Source organism: Halochromatium sp., assembly GCF_054919635.1.
In genome coordinates, this window is record NZ_JBUDPI010000376.1 from 1 (window position 1) to 3386 (window position 3386).

The 3386-nt window shown below is 60.8% G+C and carries 4 protein-coding genes; all 4 read left to right on the forward strand.

The genetic code is table 11. The annotated features are described in order from the left end of the window. Positions 1 to 919: glycosyltransferase family 4 protein (locus ACY693_RS16830; protein WP_462322964.1), on the forward strand; the 919-nt coding region annotated here is incomplete at its 5' end. Positions 920 to 988: 69 nt separating this feature from the next. Then, on the forward strand, positions 989 to 2368 hold the full coding sequence (locus tag ACY693_RS16835) for an O-antigen ligase family protein (RefSeq protein ID WP_462322965.1): 1380 nt from the start codon (positions 989 to 991) through the stop codon (positions 2366 to 2368). A gap of 47 nt (positions 2369 to 2415) precedes the next feature. Beyond that, positions 2416 to 3039, forward strand: coding sequence for an acyltransferase (locus ACY693_RS16840; RefSeq protein WP_462322966.1), 624 nt, complete (start codon positions 2416 to 2418; stop codon positions 3037 to 3039). A gap of 111 nt (positions 3040 to 3150) precedes the next feature. Further along, positions 3151 to 3386 (forward strand): glycosyltransferase family 2 protein (locus ACY693_RS16845; RefSeq protein WP_462322967.1); only part of this gene is annotated, 236 nt, incomplete at its 3' end.

Sequence of the window (3386 nt, forward strand, 5' to 3'; positions counted from 1 at the left end):
CTGGCCCTGGAACCTCATCCACTGCCCGACCCCGGTCTCGCCCTCGGCGACCTCGATCCTTCATCGCACTGGTCTACCCCTGGTGCTTGGCCCGCTCAACGGGGGCCTGAAATCCCCGACCACCTTCCCCGAGTTCATGAAGCAGGACGCGGCCTGGCTCTACCCGATCCGCAACCTCGGGCGGGTCCTTGACGGCCTAATGAGCACCACCCGGCGCGCCAGGCGAATCCTGGTCGCGACCCAGGCGACGCGGGCTTGGTATCCGCGGCGTTATCGCAAGAAATGTGTCCCGATGCTTGAGAACGCCGTCGATCTCGAGCGTTTTCCAGCACAACCCTGGCCGGGAGCGCCCAGCAACGAGCGCCCGCTCCAAGTCATCTTCGTTGGACGTCTGGTCCCGTTTAAGGCCATTCCGCTCCTCCTGCGCGCCATGCATCGGCTGCGCGGCCGACACCCGGTCCGCCTGATCATCGTCGGCGACGGCCCCATGCGGGTGCCCTGGGAAGCTGAGGCACGCTCATTGGGCCTGGGCGACGCCGTCGATTTCGCGGGACAACAGCCGCTCGCCGAGGTCCATCGATTCATGGCGAACGCGCATTGCTTTTGTCTGCCGTCGGTACGCGAATCCGGCGGCGCCGTGCTGCTCGAGGCGATGGCCTCCGCGCGGCCGGTGATTGCGGTCGACTACGGCGGCCCTGCCGAGCTTGTCGATGAGCAGGTGGGGCGCAAGATCCCCGCCACCGGGAATGCCGAGGCGATCGCCGACATCGAGGCCGCCCTGGCGGACCTCGCCGAGCACCCGGACGACTGGCGCCGGCGCGGCGAGATCGGCAGGGAGAGGGTCAAGACCCGCTTCAGCTGGGAGGCCAAGATGGATGCTGCGATTGCACTCTATCAGGACGTGCTCGGCTCCAGTTGATCTGCCCGCTAGAGGCACCTCAACGGATCACACGCGTCTCGATATCGCCAAGACTGCTGCCACCTCCCCATGCACATCCTGGCGACCTTCCCCGGACTGCTAGCGTTAATCGTCGTCCTACAGCGCGGGCCAGCTTTTGCGTACCTCAACGTTTACCTGCCCGTTCTTTTCCTGCTGCCCGGCTATTATCGTTGGTACGCTCCCGGGCTGCCCGACCCGAGCTTCCATCACGCAGCCATTGTCCCGATCGCCCTGATTTGGCTTCTCCGGGACACCGATGGATACCGGTTCTCGTTGATGGATCTCGTGGTAATGTCGTTTGCTTTCATGGTGGGTCTGTCCGAATACGTTGCGGCGGGCTACAAAGAGGCACAAAACCTCATCATCGACCTGCTCGCCGCGGTGGTACTGCCGTACTTCCTCTCCAAGGCACTGATCGTCCCTAAGGGACTGACCGTCGAGGTGGGCAAACGCATCGTGCTGATGCTGTTTGCGATCGCGATCATCTCGTTGTGGGAATTCAGGATGGGTTACACCCCCTGGGCTAGGATCTTCGACAGGTTCTTCCCGGGGCAGAACAACTGGGTAACTACCTTCCGTTGGGGCTTCACCCGCGTCGCGGGACCCTATGGGCACGCGATCCTAGCTGGGATCATCATGGTGGTTGGATTCAGGCTCCAACGCTGGCTGCACTGGCGCGGTCACTGGGACGACTTCCGCATCTTCGGCATGAACCGCTTCATGGGGATCAGTTTGGCCTTCATCATCACTTGGGGTATGGTCGCCGGGGTCATCATGACCATGGTCAGAGGACCCTGGCTCGGGGCCATCGGTGGTGCCGCGGTGATGCTCATCGGCCGGTCACGACGACCCGGACCAACACTGCTCGTGATTGCGATCCTTGCGGTCAGCATCAGTATACCAGGCTTCCTCTGGCTCAAATCCTGGGCGGGCGTGGGACGAGAAAATGCCAAGTCAGTCTCCCAGGAAACGGCGGCTTATCGCTGGGAGCTCATTGAGAATTACTGGGATATCGCGATGGAGCACGCGACACTGGGCTGGGGCCGGAACACCTGGCCGCAAATACCCGAGCAGCCATCAATTGATAACTACTATCTTTTGCTGACGATCATGCACGGGCTCCCAGCCCTCTTACTGTTCTGGTTCACGTTCGTCTGGATGTCTGTGCGGCTCATGATTCGAGGGGTCCGCGCCCCTCCCAAGTCTGAGATGCGCATACTGACTTTTACGCTGGCTTCGGTGTATGCGGTCTACTTTATCTCGCTGGCGACGGTCTACCTCGGCGGGCAGACGATCCAGTTACTGTTTATTATTACCGGTTGGGCAGAGGGTCTTCTCGTCTACCGGATGCGTGAGCCAGCGGCGGACAACGAACCAGTCGCGGTTGCGGACCAGCGACCGTTCAAATTCAAGCGAATCCTGACCTGAGGGTTCGAAATATGACGCCAGGTACCGGCGCTGCATAGGAGATAACCATGATCCGCATCGTCAAGCGGACCTTGCGATGGCTCGCCTTCGAGCACGGGGTCGCCAAGGGTTTATATCGGCGCATCTGCAAGCCGACGGGCGAGGAGCTCGGGGATTTCCTCCGACGCTATGGTCGCTTCCATCACCTCGGCGAGCACGTCAGCCTGCGCCCCTGGACGAACATCCCGGACCCACAATACGTCAGCATCGGCAACAACGTTCAGCTCACCCATTGCTCGATCTTTGCCCACGACGGCTCGATCGCTATGCTAAACCGGGCCTACAACGTCAAGCTCGACCGAGTCGACCGGGTCGTGATCAAAGACAACGTCTACATCGGACACCAAGCCATCGTCCTCCCTGGCGTTACCATCGGACCCAATGCCCTAGTTGCTGCCGGTGCCGTCGTGAGCAAAGATGTTGCAGAGGGCGATATCGTCGCTGGTGTGCCAGCCCGGCCGGTGGGACGCCTTGACAAACTCGTCGAGAAACTCCGCGAGCAGACCAGCCAGCTACCTTGGGCGGAATTGATCGAACAGCGCGAAGGCGCCTTCGATCCAGACATGGAACCCCAGCTCGAGCGCTACCGCATCAGTTACTTCTTTGGCTCCGAGTCAACGTCACGTTGGTAGCGCGAACAGCTTCCAAAGGTTGCTCTGCAAGCGAGAACCATCAATCAGCATCAATGATTGCTCGGCGACGCTGGGGACATCACGCAAAACGGGAATCATCGTGAGAAAGTCATGGAACATACACCTCTGGTCTCGGTCATCATAGCAAGCAAAGATCGCCAACAGTTACTTCAGCGCGCCATCGAAAGCGTGCTTGGGCAGAGCATAAACGACCTTGAGATCGTCGTGGTAGACGATGGCTCTAAGGTCCCTGTGAGGTACAGCGGCTCAGACCCACGGGTCCGCGTGATCCGCAACGAGAACTCGCAAGGCCTTTCCGCCGCGCGCACCACCGGGTTTCGCGCGGC